The sequence below is a fragment of the Aliivibrio friggae genome, from assembly GCF_057368515.1.
Window position 1 is genome coordinate 2099933 of sequence record NZ_CM170648.1, and the last position, 18891, is coordinate 2118823.

Sequence of the window (18891 nt, forward strand, 5' to 3'; positions counted from 1 at the left end):
AAGCATTGCTGATAGAAACCAAGGAAATTCGAATGGCTTTTCAATTACACTCTCGTCTACAACAAGATTGCATTATTTTAGGTAATCTTCCTTTATGCCAAATTTTAATGATTAAAGAAGATATTGGTCCTTGGTTAATTTTAGTTCCTCGTATTGAGAATTTAAAAGAAATTCACCACATGACAACAGAGCAACAAATTCAGTTTATTCAAGAGTCGAGCGCCGTTGCACAGTTATTAGAAGATAACTTTACGCCAGATAAAATTAATATCGGCGCGCTTGGTAATTTGGTTCCTCAACTGCACATCCATCACATCGCACGCTTTACCACTGATTGTGCTTGGCCAGGACCGGTATGGGGCAACACTAATGGAATAATCAGAGAGCAATCAGCTCAAACAACATTAGTTTATCAATTGCGCGATAAGCTTGATGCGATCTCTGGTTTTAAACGTTAATTTGTTGGTTAATTAAAACAATAGACATAAAAAAGGCAGCTCTTATTCAAGCTGCCTTTCTATAACTCTACATTCAATACATCTATCGGTTATGCGTTTTGAAGCTCATCCCATAGATCAGCAACAATAATGCGATCAGCAGGTGCTAATTCTGATTTTGCAGCATCAAGACTGTCATTGATGTGTGCTTTTAATACTTCGATATCACTTACACCTTGCTCTTCACATTTAGCTACAGACAGTGAAATATGACCACGTAAATAGCCACCAGCAAATAACTCATCATCCGATGCTGTTTCGATACGAGCATCAATCAGTTCAAGCATTTTTTCTTCAAATTCAATGATCATCTTTTTCCTATTGGACAATAAATTGTTCTTTAGTTAGTGGGGTGACTTGATAAAACTCACGCAACGCATTAGATAGCGCCTCTACACGCGGAGGTAATCCATTATCTAAAATCCCCATCACTTCATTATGTACTTTAGCCATGAATGCTAAACGATCTGGTTCAAAATCGCCATTTAAGTTGTCACAACTGACGTTAAATTTTAACCCCGCACTTAATGAAAGGATCCACTCATACGCTTGAGGTCGAATTTCAACTTTCTCAAACTCAGATTGAACTTGCTCTGTTCTGCCATCCGGTTCATACCAATAGCCAAAATCTTCCAATAAACGACGTTCAGGACCAGCAACACACCAATGAGCAATTTCGTGCATACCTGATTGATAAAAACCACGAGCAAAAACAATTCTATGGTAATCAAACTCACTATCTGCAGGTAAATAAATCGGTTCATCGCCCCCTAATACGAGTTTCGTATTAAAAGACTCTAAGAAAGTAGCGTTAAAAATAGAAATTAAATCGGAGTATTGATGAGACATACGAAAAGCTTAGCTATAATAAAGAAGGTAACATTCTACCTTAAGCATAAACAAAGACCTATCTAGATAAATAATTTTTATCCTCTGTTTCAAAATTATTCATTATCTGTAAAAAGAGTGTCCTGATACTCTCAATAATTATCATTTCCCTTTTGATTGGAGTTTCACCTCCCGTGAATGACATCACTTTACAACTGGCTCAATTACTTGATTTAGGGCCTTTTTCTTGGACTGCTATTTCAGCTTGTGCTTTTAACGGTTTATTAATTGGTGTTGAAAGACAAACTCGAGGAAAACCAGTAGGAATAAGAACCTCTATTTTAATCATCTCAGGCACTTATTTCTTCTTAGCAATGGCCATGTCTTTATCTGTTAATTCCCTTGACCATGCTCGAGTTCTTGGGCAAATAATTACTGGTATTGGTTTTCTTGGCGCTGGTGTAATGATGACTTTAGATGGAAAAATCCACGGCGTTACCTCTGCCGCCATTATTTGGGTTTTAGCCGCATTAGGTATGATGATAGCACTGGGGTACATTCAACAATCAATCATCATTACTTTACTCGCTCTATTTGTTTTATTAGGCATTGATAAGCTTGAAAATACCTTTAAAAGTCTCCGTCGAGGTGTGCATCAAAAATTCCTTAATATAAGAACACATAAACCGAGATCTCAAAGCCTCGATAAAACGCATAAATAAAACTAATCTGAAAAATGTCGGAATAGTTTTTTTCATTCGTCATTATAGGTTTAATTTCATAAAATCCCTGCCTTATTATTTCGCCAACATAACACGGTATGGTATTAGTAAATGTTATTAACAATTCTTTATATTATAGGGATCACCGCTGAAGCCATGACTGGCGCATTGGCGGCAGGCAAGAAAAAAATGGATTGGTTTGGCGTCATGCTAGTAGCAAGTGCTACCGCTATTGGTGGTGGTACTGTGCGTGATATTTTATTGGGTCACTACCCTGTTGGCTGGGTAAAGAATCCTCACTTTCTTGTAATTACTTGTATTGCAGGCGTATTAACCACATGGATTGGCCCATGGGTTGCTAAAAACCACCGTTTCTTTGTGGTATTAGATGCTATTGGCCTTATTGTATTTAGTATTATTGGCTCACAAGTGGCGCTAGATATGGGCCTGCATCCATTAATATGTGTGGTAGCAGCCATTGTTACCGGTGTCTTTGGTGGGTTATTACGAGATCTATTCTGTCGTCAAATGCCAATGGTATTACATAACGAACTCTACGCATCGATTTCACTGCTTTCATCAGTCTTATACATTAGTTTGTTGCACTTCGGCGTAGATGAATTAATAACAACGGTTGTAACTATCACGATTGGTTTTTCTGCGCGTATGGCGGCGGTAAAATTTGGTTGGTGTTTACCTGTTTTTCATTTAGATATTACCGAAGATCAGCCAGAAAGCGTTAAGAAGTGATGAACGTTAAAGAGACTAGGGACGAGATCTTAGGGGCTAGGAAGAGCTAAATATCAAATACAAACAGAAAGAGCCAGATCGAATGTAACTTCAATCTGGCTCTTTTTATTTATGTCTATTAATAGTAGAGGAAGGTTCTTCCGCTCTTAACTCGTCCCTAAAAACTAGTCCCTATCTCCTACCACTAAATCTTAGGCGTTTCTGTTTGTACACCGAAGTTCTGACCACGGTGACGAACTAGATGATCCATAACCACAATCGCTAACATCGCTTCAGCAATCGGAACCGCACGGATACCAACACAAGGATCATGACGTCCTTTCGTAATTAACTCTGTTTTTTCACCGCTACGAGTAATCGTTTCACCCGGAACTGTAATACTAGAAGTAGGTTTTAACGCAATGTGAGCCACAATATCTTGGCCAGATGAAATACCACCTAAAATGCCACCCGCATGGTTTGAACTAAAACCTTCAGGTGTTAATGGATCACGATGCTCTGAACCACGTTGTTGAACCACTTCAAAGCCATCACCAATCTCAACACCTTTAACCGCGTTAATTCCCATTAAAGCGTGGGCAACATCTGCATCTAAACGATCAAAAACAGGTTCACCTAAACCAACCGGTACACCTTGTGCAACGACGGTAATTTTAGCACCAATAGAGTCACCCTCTTTCTTTAACTTACGAATAAGCTCATCAAAGGCATCAACTTTACTCGCATCAGGGCAGAAAAAGGCGTTATTTTCAATTTCATTCCAATCAACAGAATCAATGGCAACATCGCCCATTTGTGATAAATAAGCGCGGATCTCAATACCAAATTCTTGCTTTAAGTATTTCTTTGCTACAGCACCTGCCGCCACACGCATCGCTGTTTCACGAGCTGATGAGCGACCGCCACCACGATAATCGCGTTGTCCATATTTCTGATGGTAAGTGTAATCTGCATGTCCCGGACGGAACTTATCTTTAATTTCTGAATAGTCTTTAGAACGTTGGTCAGTATTTTCAATCAATAAACCAATTGAAGTACCTGTTGTTTGACCTTCAAATACGCCCGATAGAATTTTTACTTCATCGGCTTCACGTCGTTGAGTAGTGTATTTTGATGTACCCGGTTTACGACGGTCTAAATCAATTTGTAGATCCGCTTCGCTCAATTCCAAACCTGGAGGGCAGCCATCCACTATACAGCCTAAAGCTAAGCCATGACTTTCACCAAACGTTGTTACTCGAAAATGTTGTCCAATAGAGTTTCCAGCCATTACTTCCTCTGTAAATAAATTGATTCGCCACTATTAACTGACTAATAATCAGTTTTCAATAAAACCATATTGTCTTGAATCTCAGTAAGAGTAAAGCCCCTAGCAATGCTTTCTCTCTAAATTAGTGGATGCACCTTTTTCTTACTCCTAATTTTCTTTGCCATAATTATGGTTTTAAAAAATAAAAGCGGCAATTTGTGACCTCGATCCCAAAAGTAATTTTAATTGATAAGACTCTCAATTTGAGGAATATCCCTTTACTGACATCGATGCTACAACGTATAATTAACACTTGATTCATTAGTGAGCCAAAAACTTAAAATAAATACAAAGATGTTGATAAAACAAGCAATTCATGGATGAAGTTTTTAACGAAAGGATAGCAAAAAATAATTGGCATCATTCCTGCTAATTACTTAATACCATTAACGATTAAGAGAAGAAAATGAAACTACTTCGTCTAGTAAAAAAAGCATTGCGTAAAAATAATATCAGCGAAAAGCAACAAACTCTTCGTAATCGTCTTGATTTTGCTATGTCACAAAGTAAAAACGCATAAAAAAGCCCAATGCGAACATTAGGCTTTTTATCATGATTTAAGTATTTCTAACTTAATCGCGGTAAAGAGAAAACTCTTCAGCACAGTCAAGAAGCTGTTGTTTAGTTAACATGAATACACCATGTCCACCTTCAGCAAACTCAATCCATGTAAATGGAATTTCTGGGTACTGATCCATCATATGAACCATAGAGTTACCCACTTCACAGATCAAGAAACCGTCATCAGTTAAGTAATCTGGTGCATTCGCTAGAATACGACGAACTAATTTAAGACCATCAGTACCTGCTGCTAAACCTAATTCAGGCTCGTGCTCAAACTCATCAGGTAAGCTGTTCATGTCTTCTTCATCCACATACGGTGGGTTTGAAACAATGAAGTTATACTGATCTTTTGGAATGTCTCGTAATAGATCAGAACGCATTGGGAACACTTGTTGCTCCATGCCGTGATCTTGAACGTTTTGCTCTGCAACCATTAGTGCGTCAGTTGAAATATCAATCGCATCTACTTCTGCATCTGGGAATGCATGAGCACACGCGATAGCGATACAACCACTACCCGTACAAAGATCCATAATGCGAGTTGGTTCTTCTTTCAACCATGGTTCAAATTGTGCTTCAATCAATTCAGCAATTGGTGAACGAGGTACAAGTACACGCTCATCAACAAAGAACTCAAGGCCACAGAACCACGCTTTATTAGTTAAATAAGCTGTTGGAATGCGTTCGTTAATACGGCGAACAACACGCTCAACAATACGTAAACGCTCTGTTGATGTTAAACGAGATTCACGCACATGAGCAGGAACATCAATAGGTAAATATAACGTAGGAAGTACGAGTTGAACCGCTTCATCCCATGCGTTATCTGTACCATGGCCATAAAAAAGACCTGCTGCATTAAAGCGGCTTACTGTCCAACGCAACATATCCTGTAACGTATGAAGCTCAGAAACGGCCTCTTCTACAAAAATCTTATCCAAAATTGCCCCCAAAACAAGTTATAATACTGCTGTTAATTATTGGAATTTAAAAATGAGCAAAAACGACCACCTATCAGATGACGAACTTTCGCTGTTCCGTGAAGCAGTACAAGGCTCTAAAAAGTTGCAACAGGATACCATAATCCATCAACCGAGTAAGAACTTTAGCGAACAACAAAAGCAAAGAAAATCGTTAAAAGAAGGGAAAAATGAAGAGTTTTTCTTTTCTGATGAATTTGTGCCGCTTTTAGACGAAGAAGGCCCAGTTCGCTACGCTAGAGATGGCGTATCAAAATACGAAGTAAAACGCCTAAGACGTGGTGTTTATGTACCTGATGTCTTTTTGGATATGCATGGTATGAAGCAAGATGAAGCCAAACGAGAGTTAGGTTCAATGATTGCTTATTGCCTTAAAGAAAATGTTTCTTGTGCTAGTGTAATGCACGGGATTGGTAAACATATCTTAAAGAAAAAAGTGCCTTTATGGCTTGCTCAACATCCTGATGTAATGGCTTTTCATCAAGCGCCTTTAGAGTTTGGTGGTGCCGGAGCAATTTTAGTCTTACTCTCAATCCCAGACAGATAGATACAAAAAAGATCCCGAAAAGCATCATAATAGCCGATGCAAAGGGATCTTTTTTAGGGTACTTAGCTATTGTTTTATGGCTGTTGCAACCATAACAGTTCACTTTTCCCTGTCGTGTGAGAATACTCAACACAAGATATCGCTGATGTAGGAAACATTGGTGGCATGATCCCAGGAACAAAATCCGCCGTTAAATATCCAACAAGAGGCAAATGAGAAACAATTAAGATATTCTCAATCTCTGCAACACTACCTAACGCTTTCACGTATTCCACCACATCATCAGAATCACCGTATGGCGTGATCTCATCAGAGGTTTCAACTTTCGCATCCACCACATTCAAAATAGGCTTAATCGTTTGCCAAGTTTGCTGAGCACGAATGTACGGACTCACTAATACATAATCGAACGTGACATTATGTGTTTTCATTAACCAATGCGCTATTTTCGCAGATTGGCTCTCACCGTGTGACGTTAAATTGCGTTCTTCATCAGAAGGGGCGTACGCTTCTGCTTCGCCGTGACGCATTATGAATACTTTCATTTATTCATTCTCAAATCATTACTAACCTCACAATAGTAGCAAGCAAAACTAAAAAGAGGAAAGAGAGAGTTTGCTAGTCTGTGGTATCAGCGCCATAATTGTTCAAATAAATAGAATAATAACGTTAGTTTTCGCCTTCAAACAGGAGCACCCTGTGCATATCAGCCCTAATGATAAAAAACATTATCGTTTCATTGAACTCGATAACAAGCTGTCCGTACTACTTATTCAAGATGATGCAGCCCCTCGCTCTTCCGCTGCACTTTCTGTCAATGTTGGTCATTTTGATGATCCTAAACATCGCCCAGGTCTTGCCCACTTTTTAGAACACATGCTGTTTCTTGGCACTGAAAAATACCCAAAGGTCGGTGACTTTCACGCCTTCATCAATCAACAAGGCGGCTCAAATAACGCATGGACCGGCACTGAGAACACAACGTTCTTCTTTGAAATAGCTCACAATGCCTTTGAAGAAGGGTTGGATCGCTTTGGGCAATTCTTTTATGCCTCTCTGTTTAATGAAGAAGCGGTAGACAAAGAGCGTCAAGCCGTCGATTCTGAATACAAATTAAAACTGAAAGACGATGTACGCCGAATTTATCAAGTTCATAAAGAAACCATCAACCAAGCGCATCCGTTTTCCAAGTTCTCCGTCGGCAGTATTGATACTTTAGCAGATACCGAGACCTCTTCGATTCGTGATGAAATGCTGGCCTTTTATCAACAACACTACTCTGCTGATTTAATGACAGCGGTGGTCCTTGGTAATCGCCCACTATGTGAACTAGAGCTATTAGCAACCCAATCTTTCGCCTCGATCCCAAACCAAAATCTTGGTCATAAAGCCATTGATGTTCCTTATGTCACCGAAAAAGAACAAGGTTGCTGGATTAATATCGAGCCACTTAAAGAAGTGCGTAAACTGAGTCTTGCTTTTCACTTACCAAATCAAGACCATTCCTATAAAACCAAACCATTGAACTACATTGGTCATCTTCTTGGTTATGAAGGTGATGGAAGCCTAATGCTGTATTTAAAAAAATTAGGTTACATCAATTCATTAACCGCAGGTGGTGGTGTCAGTGGCAGTAATTTCAGAGAGTTCACTCTATCTTATAACCTGACAGAAAAAGGGCTTTCTCACACTGATGAGATAATTAAAACCACGTTTCAATACATTGAATTAATTAAACAGCAAGGGTTTGATGAGTGGCGTTACAGCGAGAAAAAAGCGGTTTTAGAATCGGCTTTTCAGTTTCAAGAAAAGAGTAAGCCTCTTGATTTAGTTAGCCATTTAGTGATGAACTTACAGCGTTATCATGCCGAAGATGTCATGTACGCTGATTACATGATGGAAGGCTACCATGAGCAACAGATTAAAGAGTTACTGAGCTTATTTACTCCAGAAAAAATGCGCATTACTTTGGTTGCTCAAGATCTAGAATATGATCGTAAGGATAAATGGTATCAAACGCCTTACTCTGTCTCCCCTATTAGCCAAGAGCAACTTCTTGCTTGGCGTGTCAAAGAGTTACATCCAGAGTTACATCTACCAGAGCAAAACCCGTATATTTGTTACGATCTTGAGCCGCAGCAACTCGAAGAAATAACAGAATATCCAACCTTAATCGAAGACTTACCCGGTTTTCGTTTATGGCATAAACAAGAGGACGAATTTCGAGTACCAAAAGGCATGGTCTATATTGCTATCGACAGCCCTCACTCAATTTCTGACCCAAGAAAAATTGTAAAAACTCGCTTATGTGTCGAGATGCTGATGGATGCGTTAAGTGAACAGACTTACCAAGCTGAAATTGCTGGCATGGGCTACAACCTCTATTGTCATCAAGGTGGCGTAACACTCACTTTATCTGGTTTTAGTCAAAAGCAACCATTACTGCTTGATGTGATTTTAGAGCGCTTTACCACTCGTGAGTTTAGTGTTGAACGTTTTAAATTCATTAAAGATCAGTTAATCCGTCATTGGAGTAACGCATCAAAAGAACGTCCAATATCACAGCTATTTAATGCGTTATCTGGGATCTTACAACCAAATAACCCTCCATACCCTGTGCTTCTTGAAGCATTAGAAAGTATTGAAGCGGATGATCTTCCTAATTTTGTTCAAGCGATGTTTGCTGAATTACACGTAGAGATGTTTGTTTATGGCGATTGGTCAAAACAACAGGCATTTGATTTAGGTGATTCGCTTCAAAATGCCCTAAGAATGCAAAACCAAACTTACGAAGAGTCTTTCCGTCCTCTTATCATGTTAGGTAATTCTGGCACATTCCAACGTGAATTATTTTGTGATCATTCTGATTCTGCACTCTTGGTTTACTATCAATCAGAACAAGAAGATCCACGAAGTTTTGCGCTGTATACCTTAGCAAATCATTTAATGTCAGCTTCTTTCTTCCATGAGATAAGAACCAAACAACAATTGGGCTATATGGTCGGGACTGGTAATTTACCGCTAAATAAACATTCAGGATTGATCTTGTATGTTCAATCACCAATGGCACCACCAGCGCTATTATTGGATTCGATTGATGAATTTTTAAATGCCTTTTATATGGTGTTATTAGAGTTAAATGAAGAGCAATGGCAAAGCAGTAAACAAGGCTTAATTGACCAAATATCAGATCCAGACACCAACCTGCGTGGACGCGCACAACGTTTGTGGGCTTGTATTGGTAATAAAGATTTAAATTTTGATCACAAAGAACGAGTGACAGAAAATCTAGAAAGCTTAACTCGTACTGAAATGCTACGCTTTGTCGTAGGTATTTTAAAACCAAGAACGGCGAATCGTTTGATCATGCATTGCCAAGGCACAGAGCACGAACAATATGATCGTCTAGATGTGGGTCTTGAGATTGATTCTATTGATGAGTTTCAACTTAGAGCCAAAGACATCACCCTTGGGTAAGCTTTAATAATCTCGACGTTATTAAGTAAAAAAAGCCATCATACTCCTTCGACTATGATGGCTTTGTACTATTGATGACTTACTCTCGGTTAATAAGAACTACCAACTTCTTTACTGAGAAAAACGATCGCCATATTTCTCAGCGTATTGTTTCATCAATGCGGCTAATTTCTCTTCGCCAAGGCTTTCCATATAAGTAAATGGGCCACCTAAGAAAGGAGGGAAACCAATCCCGAAAATAGCACCAATATCACCGTCTCTTTCTGAGCGAATAATGCCTTCATCTAAACAACGTTTTGCTTCAGATAGCATAGGTAATACGCAACGCATCGCTATTTCATCTTTAGTTAGCTGAGATTCAGGCTTAATGTTTAATAACGAATAGACCTCTTGATCTGGCTCTTTCTTCTTACCTTTATAGACATAGAAACCACGCTTAGTTTTCTTACCTAGACGCTTATCATCAATTAAGGTTTGGAACACATCAGGGCTGCGGAATCTATCACCCAATTCAGCTTCTAATATAGGCATGATCTTAGCGCCAATATCCACACCAACTTCGTCTAGTAATGAAATTGGCCCTACAGGGAAACCAAAGTCGAGTAAAGCTTCATCAATCACTTCTATTGGTTCGCCAGCTAATAGTAATCTTGCCGCTTCATTCATGTAAGGCGCTAAAATTCGGTTTACATAAAAGCCTGCACAATCTTTAACGACTATCGGGGTTTTACCTTGTTGCTTCGCTAAAGAGACCACGGTAGAAATCGTTTCATCACTGGTGGTTTCATGAGGGATCACTTCGACCAACGGCATTTTTTCTACCGGGCTAAAATAGTGCAAGCCGATAATGTTTTCAGGCTTTTGAGCTCCTTCCGCTATTTGGCCTATTGGCAGTGAAGAGGTATTCGTAGCGAAAATAACGTCCTCTTTTCCTTGCTCTTGTACTGCTTTCACCATCTCTTGTTTTAAAGTGAGATCTTCAAAGACAGCCTCAACCACCACATCTAATTTTTTAAACCCACTAAAATCCGTCACGCCCGTTAATTGCAGCATCTGTTGCTGTAATTTGGCTTTACTGATTATTCGACGTTTTCTTAATTTATCTAGACGCTGATAATGGTATTGGTAAGCGTTTAGTAACCCATCGTTACTAATGTCTTTTATCGTGACGTTCTTTTTAGCTTTAGCAATAGAGACATGAGCAATGCCACCCCCCATTAATCCACCACCTAATACACCAACTCGATGAATAACCTTAGGTTCAGCATCACTGCCTTTCTCTTTCTTCATCTCTGTCATTGCAAAAAATAACGATCGCAGTGCGGCGGATTCTTCTGTCATGGCAAGTTTGCCAAATTGCTCGGCTTCTCGCTGTAATCCTTTTTTAATCCCTTTATCTAAGCCGTGTTCAATGCTATCTAAAATCGCGGCAATGGCCGGATAGTTACCACGAGCTTTTTTCTGAGCTTGTTTTTCCGCCTGAGAAAAAATTACATTACGACCAATAGGGTTTCTTGATATCGCCCATTCTTTCGCAGCTAATTTTGTTTTTGATTTTTTCTTGAGTGCAAATTCAGCAGCCGTTCGAGATAAAATAGTTTGTGGTACTGACGCATTAACAACGCCTAGTTTTAGGGCTTTTTTAGGTCTTAATTGCTTGCCAGTCAAAATAATATCTAAGCTTGAAAGCAAACCGATTAATCGAGGCAATCGCTGTGTTCCACCAGAACCTGGAAGCAAGCCTAATTGCACTTCAGGTAAACCTAATTTGGTTTTATTATCATCACTACAGATACGATAATCACACGCCAACGCCAACTCTAATCCCCCCCCTAAGCAGGGACCATGAATAGCGGCAACCGTGGAAAATGGCAGATCTTCAATGCGTTGAAACAGTTGCTGACCTTTTTCAGCCAATGCTTGTGCCTCTGCTGCACTTTGGCAATCCGCTATCATGCTAATGTCGGCACCCGCAATAAAGTTATCGGCTTTACCAGATTGGATTACTAAGCCTTTAATACTTGAATGCTGTGCTTCAATGTCATTTAGAACTTGAGTGACCTGCTCTGCAAACGCCGCTTTTAAGGTGTTCATTTTTTCGTTAGGTACATCAATAGTCAGCCAAGCAATGTTTGCATCATCTTTATACCAAGTAAATGCACTGGTGTTTTCTACTGCTTCAATACGATTATTGTTAATTTCTGCCGTCATTATTCTGCCTCCAAGACCATTGCTGCACCTAATCCACCGGCGGCACATGCGGTATTTAATCCAAAACCACCACCGCGGCGTTTTAATTCTCGCAGCGTTTGAATGATCATTCTTGCTCCAGTCGCTGCAAAAGGATGCCCATAAGCCAGTGAACCACCAAGCACATTGAATTTATCCATGTCTATTTCGCCAATGGCTTTATCTCGCCCTAAACATTCTTTGGCAAATTTATCAGACGCAAACATTTTTACGTTAGACAAGGTTTGAGCTGCAAAAGCTTCGTGCATATCAATAAGCGTTAAATCTGATAAAGAGATACCGGCTTTATCTAGTGCCATTGGTGTGGCATAAGATGGCCCCATTAGCATATCGTTATGTACATCGATCGCGCTAAAGGCAAAAGAGCGAATATACCCTAATGGTTCATAACCTAATTCTTTGGCACGTTTTTCACTCATCAATAAGATCGCAGCTCCCCCATCGGTTAATGGCGTACTGTTGGCTGCGGTCACTGAGCCATATTTACGATCAAACGCAGGTCGAAGCTTGGCATAACTAGCAAGCTCAGAGTCATAACGAATATTGTTATCTTGCGCTATCCACGTTTTATACGGTTCTGGAAATGCAGTCATGACTTCATCTTGTATCAGCCCGTCTTGCCACGCTTTAGCGGCTAACGAGTGTGAACGGTGCGCTAATGCATCTTGTTCTTCACGCGTAATGCCGTGACTTTTTGCCATTTGCTCTGCGGTTTGTCCCATTGAAATCCCTGTTGAGTATTCCGCTACAGCAGGAGGAACAGGGGCAATGTCTTTCATCGATAAGGTACGAAGAAGAGAAAGTTTTTGACTCATGGTTTTGGTTTTACTGAGGGCAAGCAGAGTTGCTGCCATTTTTTTTGATACCCCAATAGGCAAAACAGAAGATGAATCAGCCCCGCCAGCAATACCGATATCAATGGTTCCTGCCATGATACTTTCAACCACGTTTGCCGTTGTTTGAAAACTGGTCGCACAGGCACGAGTCACACTGTAGGCATCAGTTCCGATGTTCATTCCTGTTCCCAACACAATCTCACGAGCAATGTTTGGCGCTTCTGGCATTTGTACCACTTGCCCAAAGACAACTTGGTCAATCAACTTAGGATCGATATCTGTTTTATCCATTAGGGCTTTTACTGCAAGCTTGCCGAGATCTACCGCAGGCGTAGAAATAAAAGCGGTTGATTGCTTTGCAAATGGGGTTCGAATGCCTGAAACAACCGCAATACGATCACCTTGTCGTGTCGTTAGTGGCTGATAGGTCTTTGAAAATTTGGCGTTTGACATTGCATCTCCTTGCATAATATCAACCTAAATTAGTGGTCAGACCTCAAATTGTAACTAATTTGTTAATTTTGAAAAGTGCGTTATAGTAGAAATGTGAGCGGCGGATTATTAATCACTAAAACAGAGATACTAGGAAGATTTGTGTGATGCAGCATGGAAGCGGTCAAAATGTCATCAACTGACAATTTTGATAAAAAAAAACCACATCAGTCGATGTGGTCAGAATAAAAAACAATTAACGATATAGCCAATTGTAAAATCAGTTTCACCTGATAAGGAGAAAGTAAAGTCAGCCTTCAAAAGGAAATGTTATCTTGCTCAACGGGTTGATTGCTCAACCAGATAACGAGAGCAACTATAACGCGTCTCAGAATTCATTTATTGAAATAGATCAATTTTATGTTCTTTTCCTACTTTAAGATAAAATCTATCAATTACGCTCAATTCAATGACTATTGAAATACCTGTTACCAAAAATTAACACACCCCTTAAAAAACCTCGAAAAATAATGAACTTATCTACAATTTAGCCCACTCAAGCCCCTAATGTAGAGCATAAGCTCTAATATTCATTCAACTTTAAAAATTAACCATAAAAATCAAAGATTTAAAACAAAGCCTAACACAGTAAAATAACCACAAAACTAGAGTTTTAACTCTAGTTAATTAATTGAGGATGATATTTACGCGCAAATCACGACCAGATCACGAATTTTAATGATTTTTTAGAAGTGGTCGGATTTGTCGTCTATGCTCTGATCGTTATTATCTCGTCATCGAGATTTCAGTCTCAACTAAAATAAATCTTTTCAGTCGTAAAATTGAAAGGAAATAACAATATATGGAATATAATAATTATGAATAAGAAGCGCTTGTTTACCAAAACACTTCTAGCTGCAACAGTTACTCTTGCAACGCAACAAGCTACTGCTGCTGGTTTCCAACTAAACGCACAATCAGCAACAGGCCTAGGCCGCGCATTTGCTGGTGACGCAGTAATCGCTGATAACGCATCAGTAATGTCACGTAACGCCGCCGCTATGGCCCTTTTCGATTCATCACAGTTTTCGACTGGCGTTAACTACATCAAAACAGATATTGATGTGACTGATGTAAACCACACATATGCTCCTGCTTTAGGTGGCACTTCTCAGTCTATAGATAATACAAATAATAGTAGCGGAACGCCTGTTCCAAATATCTATTATATTCATCGTTTAAATGACCAATGGGCATTTGGTGCAGGTATTTACTCTAATTTTGGTACTACTAATGAATTTGATAGTAGCTTTGGTGGCTCAGCCAACGCAGCTCCTACAGCAAAAAGATTTGGTGGTACAACTGAAGTTAAAAGCATTAACTATGCTCTAACTGTTTCTTATCGTATTAATGAACAATTCAGCTTAGGTGGCGGTTTAGATATCGTTCAAGGTAGCGGTAAACTAAAGCGTGATACTGGATTAAACAATGATATTCCTTTACCCCCTGCAGCAGGCGGGACTCTAACCAAAAATGCACTAGATATTGAAGCTGATGGTATTGGAATCGGCTGGAATGTTGGTGCTGTTTATGAGTTAGACGAGCGTAACCGTTTTGGTTTCTCATACCACTACAGCCCAGAAATTGAAGCTGAAGGTGATATGTTCTATAACGGTGGCCAAGGTGAAAACCAAATAGATGGTCAAAAATTATTAATGCCACTACCAAGTATGGCTGAGTTCTCTGGTTATCACGAAATAAAAGACACTAAATTTGCGGTTCACTACTCTGTACAGTGGATTGGTTGGAGTGCATTTGATGAGCTAAACACTTCTGGTGGTACAACACTTAATACTTATGAGTGGCAAGACGGTATGCATTACGCGATTGGTGGTACTTACTTCCTAAACGATGCATGGACACTACGTGCAGGCTACATGTACGATACTGCTGCTCAAGACGAAAAGACATCTATTTCAGTACCAGATTCAGATCGCCAATGGTTCTCTGGTGGTTTCAGTTACCACTTCGAGAAAAAACACACAGTTGATTTCGGATTCACTTATCTAGTGGGTAAGGATGTATCTGTTACAGAAACTGATGATGTAGGTACACTAACAGCAACAACACACGCAGATGCAATTCTTGCTGGTGTACAGTACAGCTACAGCTTCTAAGATTTACTCTTAAAAGTGTAAATTCAAAAAGGTCAGCATACGCTGGCCTTTTTTGATCGTCACTTACACAAAAATAATATTATACAAACTAGAAACGATACGCTGCGCTAACTAGAACGCTTCGCTCTATAAGAGCCCCCCTCTAACTCCCCTTTCTATTTACTTTATCGATCTCAATTATTCATCAACAAAGGGAAGAACAGTATTGTGATCGCGGTGGTTACAACAAATGATGGGCAGTCCCCTCCCCTGAAACCTGCAAGCGAAGCGATCTGAACCCTGCTCTTCCTAGTCCCTAAAAACTAGTCCCTGCTTCCACCACAATTTCAGCGTACACATATACCCTCAACCACCAATTCAAACCTACACCTGTACGCTCAATTAACACATCCGACCAGATTAATACAGAAAAAACCACTATTTTTGAAGTTTTTTACAAAAAAAAGCCCTTAAAACACGAATAAATCAATTTTTTGTTTGAAGTTTTTACTCTAAAACGTATTATCCACTCCTACTTATTACCACCAATTTCAGCGTACACTTGTACCAATATGGAAAAATCAATGAACAATAATAAAAATCGCCTATCTCTTGCTATCGCACTTGGTCTATTAGGCTCAGTAGCAAGCACAAATTCTATGGCAGCAGGCTTCCAATTGGCAGAGTATTCAGCAACAGGTTTAGGCCGTGCATACGCAGGTGAAGCAGCTATCGCTGATGGCGCTGACACACAATGGCGTAACGTGGCAATGCTAACGTACTTAGAAGGTACTCAAGTTTCTGTTGGTGGTATTTATGTAAACCCAAATATTGATGTTGAGGGTGAAACCAACCATCCTCATCCTCAAGTTGGAAAAAACCATGCAAGCTCTGAAGATTTTGCAGATGCAGCTTTCATTCCTAACCTTTACGTTTCTCACCGAGTAAACCAACAGCTAGCTATTGGTTTTGCCGTTGGTACTAACTACGGTATGGAAACTAATCTAGGTGATGATTTTAAAGCTTCTCATTTTGGTAATGAAGCGAGCGTTTTAACTAAAGAAATCAACGTAAACATGGCTTATCAAATCAACAATCAATTCAGTGTTGGTGGTGGTGTTCGTTATGTAATCGGTGAAGGTAGTTTTGGGGCAACAACACCGCCTCAACTTGGTTCAACTCCTATCCCTGTTGGTCCGGGAGTTAGCCTTCCAACAGCAGGAACAACCCTAAAATATATGGAAGGAACTGATGAAGCTTGGGGTTGGCAAGTAGGTAGTGCATGGCAAATTAACGATACTAACCGTATTGGTTTTAGCTATAAATCAGAAGTTAAATTAGAATTAACAGGTCATGCTGAAGGCATTGGATTTGATCTTGCTCCAGGTCAACGTAAAAACGGTTCAATGGAGCTTGTTATGCCAGCAACTGCTGAATTAGCAAGTTATCATCAACTAACAGATAAAGTCGCTGTACACGCTAGCTTTAACTGGACCGATTGGAGTGCTTTTGAAAAACTAGAAGCTCAATTCAATGATGGTACAAGCAGCATGGTTAAAGAAGAGCACTGGGAAGATAATTATCGCCTTGCTGTCGGTGGCACTTATCAATTAAATCAAAAATTAGCTCTTCGTTCAGGTGTTGCTTACGATACATCTGCAGTTAGCGATAAAAACCGTACAATTACCATCCCTGAAACAGACCGCTTATGGTTAAGCATTGGTGCTGGTTACGATTGGTCTGAAAATCTAAGCTTAAATGCTGGCTTTACTTATATTATAGCTAAAGATGCACCAATCACAGAGTCTCGTGGTTATGAATCTGATGATGTTGCAGAAGCTGTTGGTGGTCAATTCACTGGCGAAACCACAGGTAACGTATGGTTAGTGGGTGTTCAAGCGAACTATCGCTTCTAATCAGCACTGACTGAATAGATAGAAATTGCATTAGGCCTCTTAATTGAGGCCTTTTTTATTTATAGCTGTATCTAACATTCAAAAACTAGACCTTGCCGATATAAATCATCACGCTACACTCAATCTGTAACCTCTTTTACATTCCATTATTTGGAGTCAGTACCTATGTCTTTCATCAATGCATTTAAACAACAGCCAGTATTATTGTTGCTGACACTTATCTATAGTGCCGTCTTTTTATTCGCAGGCTTTGATCCGGTTTCTCGTGCCGTTTGGTTTGCAGAAATTCTTCCGGCGCTATTAATTTTAGTCGGTATCTTTTTCATAGCATCACGCTTTGAGTTCAGTACTACGGCATTGGTTTTAATGTTTATCTGGCTTATCTTACATACCATAGGTTCTAAATATACCTTTGCTGATGTGCCTTTTGATTGGTTTAATAACCTAATTGGTTCAGAGCGAAATAACTTTGATCGCGTCGCTCATTTCTCGATTGGTTTTTATGCTTACCCTATTGCAGAATATCTGATTAAAACCAAGAAATGCTCTGCACCACTCGCGATGGCATTTGGTTTATTTACCTTAATGAGTGTAGCTGCAGGTTATGAGATTATTGAATGGTGGTATGCGGCAGTTGCCGGTGGTGAAGAAGGGATTGCCTTTTTAGGATCACAAGGGGATATTTGGGATGCGCAGAAAGATATGCTGTGTGATACCGCAGGGGCATTAAGTGCTTTATTATTAATGCTAATCCAACGTGAAAAATAGACAGAGTTCAGGAAAATGGTGAATCCTGAACTCTGATAATACTAAATATTATTCGTCTATTTCATCTAAGTAATCGTCAAGATCGCCTTCTGCATCTAAGTCTACTTCTGGTTCAACTTCTGCTTTAAAGTCTTGGCGTTGTAAATACACATCACGCGTTAATACGTATGGATCGGGTGATGCTTCTAACATAGGTTCTTGAGAAATCAATTGAACGCGAGATTCCATACCCTCTAAGCCCCACTTCCCTAGGCCTTGCCAGAAGTTTAGATAAGAGAGCGGCATGTACAGCCCATCAACAAAGTCCCCTGCTTCACGCAGCGTCCAAGGTCCATAACCCGGTAGCATGAAATAAGGACCATTACCTACGCCATAATGACCAAGCGCATCACCAAAAGATTTACTGTCTGGTTTATTAATCTCGGCTGCACTCGCAATATCAATTAAGCCAACTAAACCAAGCGTGGTGTTTAACCAGAATCGATTGAAATGCACCATAGCAACACTGCCATTACCCATGATTAAATTGTTAATCATGCTCGAAGGTTCATCTAAATTGGCTAAGAAGTTAGCTATCCCCATACGAACTGGGGTCGGAGTATAGTCAACATAAGTAACAGAGACAGGACGCACTAAATAGGGGTCTAAAATATCATAATTTAGATCCCACATGACACGGTTAAACCCCTCTAGCGGATCACCACTATGAGAGTCATCGTATTCAACCTCTACGACTTCTGTTGTTTCTAACTCTTCATTATCTTGTTTTGGGGTTTGCGAACACCCAACAATTAAGAACAATAACGAAAAAGATATCCATATTCTTTTAAACACAATACACCTTCGCCTAACTTTATTA

16 protein-coding genes are annotated in these 18891 nt (G+C 39.7%); 8 read left to right on the forward strand and 8 right to left on the reverse strand.

From position 1 onward, the window contains the following. The first annotated feature begins 32 nt into the window (after window positions 1-32). Window positions 33-458: an HIT domain-containing protein gene (locus tag AC2INI_RS09745; RefSeq protein WP_122034053.1), complete on the forward strand. Its 426-nt coding sequence runs from the start codon at window positions 33-35 to the stop codon at window positions 456-458. Window positions 459-547: 89 nt separating this feature from the next. On the opposite strand, the gene AC2INI_RS09750 is transcribed toward AC2INI_RS09745, so the two are convergent. Together AC2INI_RS09750 and AC2INI_RS09755 are read right to left on the reverse strand one after the other, a co-directional pair. Then, the gene (locus AC2INI_RS09750; RefSeq protein ID WP_122034055.1) at window positions 548-808 is read right to left on the reverse strand and encodes a YfcL family protein; all 261 of its coding nucleotides are present in this window, start codon (window positions 806-808) and stop codon (window positions 548-550) included. Between the two features lie 7 nt (window positions 809-815). Further along, a complete protein-coding gene (locus AC2INI_RS09755; protein ID WP_122034057.1) occupies window positions 816-1346 on the reverse strand; it encodes an elongation factor P hydroxylase in 531 nt (176 codons plus the stop codon). Window positions 1347-1519: 173 nt separating this feature from the next. Here AC2INI_RS09755 and AC2INI_RS09760 point away from each other — a divergent pair, with 173 nt between their 5' ends. Together AC2INI_RS09760 and AC2INI_RS09765 are read left to right on the forward strand one after the other, a co-directional pair. Further along, on the forward strand, window positions 1520-2047 hold the full coding sequence (locus AC2INI_RS09760; RefSeq protein ID WP_122034059.1) for an MgtC/SapB family protein: 528 nt from the start codon (window positions 1520-1522) through the stop codon (window positions 2045-2047). A 111-nt stretch (window positions 2048-2158) separates the two neighbouring features. Next, the gene (locus tag AC2INI_RS09765) at window positions 2159-2797 is read left to right on the forward strand and encodes a trimeric intracellular cation channel family protein (RefSeq protein WP_122034061.1); all 639 of its coding nucleotides are present in this window, start codon (window positions 2159-2161) and stop codon (window positions 2795-2797) included. Between the two features lie 184 nt (window positions 2798-2981). On the opposite strand, the gene aroC is transcribed toward AC2INI_RS09765, so the two are convergent. Together aroC and prmB are read right to left on the reverse strand one after the other, a co-directional pair. Further along, window positions 2982-4067, reverse strand: coding sequence for a chorismate synthase (gene aroC / locus AC2INI_RS09770; protein WP_122034063.1), 1086 nt, complete (start codon window positions 4065-4067; stop codon window positions 2982-2984). 611 nt (window positions 4068-4678) lie between these two features. Further along, on the reverse strand, window positions 4679-5611 hold the full coding sequence (gene prmB / locus AC2INI_RS09775) for a 50S ribosomal protein L3 N(5)-glutamine methyltransferase (RefSeq protein ID WP_446704373.1): 933 nt from the start codon (window positions 5609-5611) through the stop codon (window positions 4679-4681). A 52-nt stretch (window positions 5612-5663) separates the two neighbouring features. On the opposite strand from prmB, the gene smrB reads away from it, so the two are divergent. Then, on the forward strand, window positions 5664-6197 hold the full coding sequence (gene smrB / locus AC2INI_RS09780; RefSeq protein ID WP_122034067.1) for an endonuclease SmrB: 534 nt from the start codon (window positions 5664-5666) through the stop codon (window positions 6195-6197). A gap of 74 nt (window positions 6198-6271) precedes the next feature. Here the strand turns inward: smrB and sixA are convergent, their stop codons facing one another. Next, window positions 6272-6742, reverse strand: a complete 471-nt coding sequence (gene sixA, locus AC2INI_RS09785) for a phosphohistidine phosphatase SixA (RefSeq protein ID WP_122034069.1) — start codon at window positions 6740-6742, stop codon at window positions 6272-6274. A gap of 154 nt (window positions 6743-6896) precedes the next feature. Between sixA and AC2INI_RS09790 the strand changes: the two genes are divergently transcribed. Beyond that, the gene (locus AC2INI_RS09790) at window positions 6897-9674 is read left to right on the forward strand and encodes an insulinase family protein (RefSeq protein WP_486317270.1); all 2778 of its coding nucleotides are present in this window, start codon (window positions 6897-6899) and stop codon (window positions 9672-9674) included. A 111-nt stretch (window positions 9675-9785) separates the two neighbouring features. Here the strand turns inward: AC2INI_RS09790 and fadJ are convergent, their stop codons facing one another. Both fadJ and fadI read right to left on the reverse strand, forming a co-directional pair. Continuing rightward, window positions 9786-11885 carry a fatty acid oxidation complex subunit alpha FadJ gene (gene fadJ / locus AC2INI_RS09795; protein ID WP_486304722.1) on the reverse strand — a complete coding sequence of 700 codons (2100 nt, stop codon included), beginning with the start codon at window positions 11883-11885 and terminating at the stop codon, window positions 9786-9788. Next, the gene (gene fadI / locus AC2INI_RS09800; RefSeq protein ID WP_122034075.1) at window positions 11885-13213 is read right to left on the reverse strand and encodes an acetyl-CoA C-acyltransferase FadI; all 1329 of its coding nucleotides are present in this window, start codon (window positions 13211-13213) and stop codon (window positions 11885-11887) included. The genes fadJ and fadI overlap by 1 nt, the downstream gene beginning before the upstream one ends. A gap of 857 nt (window positions 13214-14070) precedes the next feature. Between fadI and AC2INI_RS09805 the strand changes: the two genes are divergently transcribed. The 3 genes from AC2INI_RS09805 (at window position 14071) to AC2INI_RS09815 (ending at window position 18032) form a co-directional block, all read left to right on the forward strand. After that, entirely contained in the window at window positions 14071-15369 is a 1299-nt protein-coding gene (locus AC2INI_RS09805; protein ID WP_486304723.1) for an outer membrane protein transport protein, read from the forward strand. Window positions 15370-15932: 563 nt separating this feature from the next. Next, entirely contained in the window at window positions 15933-17264 is a 1332-nt protein-coding gene (locus tag AC2INI_RS09810) for an outer membrane protein transport protein (RefSeq protein WP_486304724.1), read from the forward strand. 165 nt (window positions 17265-17429) lie between these two features. After that, window positions 17430-18032: a DUF2238 domain-containing protein gene (locus tag AC2INI_RS09815; protein WP_486304725.1), complete on the forward strand. Its 603-nt coding sequence runs from the start codon at window positions 17430-17432 to the stop codon at window positions 18030-18032. Between the two features lie 48 nt (window positions 18033-18080). Here the strand turns inward: AC2INI_RS09815 and AC2INI_RS09820 are convergent, their stop codons facing one another. Beyond that, window positions 18081-18866, reverse strand: coding sequence for an MlaA family lipoprotein (locus AC2INI_RS09820; RefSeq protein ID WP_486304726.1), 786 nt, complete (start codon window positions 18864-18866; stop codon window positions 18081-18083). Between the last annotated feature and the right edge of the window lie 25 nt (window positions 18867-18891).